This window comes from Christensenella tenuis, from assembly GCF_014287795.1.
In the GTDB taxonomy this organism is placed as follows: Bacteria; Bacillota; Clostridia; order Christensenellales; family Christensenellaceae; genus Christensenella; species Christensenella tenuis.
In genome coordinates this window covers 1-656 of the sequence record NZ_JACOON010000015.1, presented here as the reverse complement: position 1 = coordinate 656, position 656 = coordinate 1, and the positions used below count along the sequence as shown (strand labels likewise).

At 54.0% G+C, this 656-nt stretch carries 1 protein-coding gene; it reads left to right on the top strand.

The features are described 5' to 3' along the window. Nucleotides 1–39: 39 nt before the first annotated feature. A partial coding sequence (deoC, locus tag H8S18_RS14495) for a deoxyribose-phosphate aldolase (RefSeq protein ID WP_243165182.1) occupies nucleotides 40–656 on the top strand: 617 nt, incomplete at its 3' end.

The following is a 656-nucleotide window of genomic DNA, read 5'->3' as shown; positions in this document are numbered from 1 at the left end:
CACCTGATCGATATCAGCGCGGTGAGGACACATCATACGATGTCGGATATCGAGGAGATCGTAGGCTATGCGAAGGAATACCAGTTTATTAACGTACACGTGCTTCCGAACTGGATGAAGCAGCTTTCAGAGATGCTGAAGGATGTGGATGGGGTATATGCGGGAGGCCCGGTTGGGTTCCCGTCCGGCGCGCACAAGACGCAGACCAAGATTCTCGAAGCGGTGGGTCTCATCCAGGACGGTATTGAAGAAATGGATATCGTGATGAATGTGGGGCGCTTCAAAAACAAGGAATATGATTATGTGCTGAACGAACTGAAGCAGATCATTGCGCTTGCACGCAACGCGGGACGCCCGATTCTCACGAAGGTGCTGATCGAGCTGAATTGCCTGACGGAAGAGGAAGCGGACAAAGCCTGCGAGATCGTTGTGGAAAGCGGTGCGGATTTCCTTAAGACGGGGACGGGCTGGGTGCCCGGCGACGCGAACATCGAGCGTATCCGCAGGATCAAACAGAACCTGAAAGGGACGGGCGTAAAGGTAAAGGCGGCGGGCGGCATCCGCACGCGCGAAGAGTTTGACGAATTGCTGGCGATGGGCGTTGAGCGCTTTGGAATCAACACGCAGTCTGCAATTGAGATTGTAAAGTCTTTCGA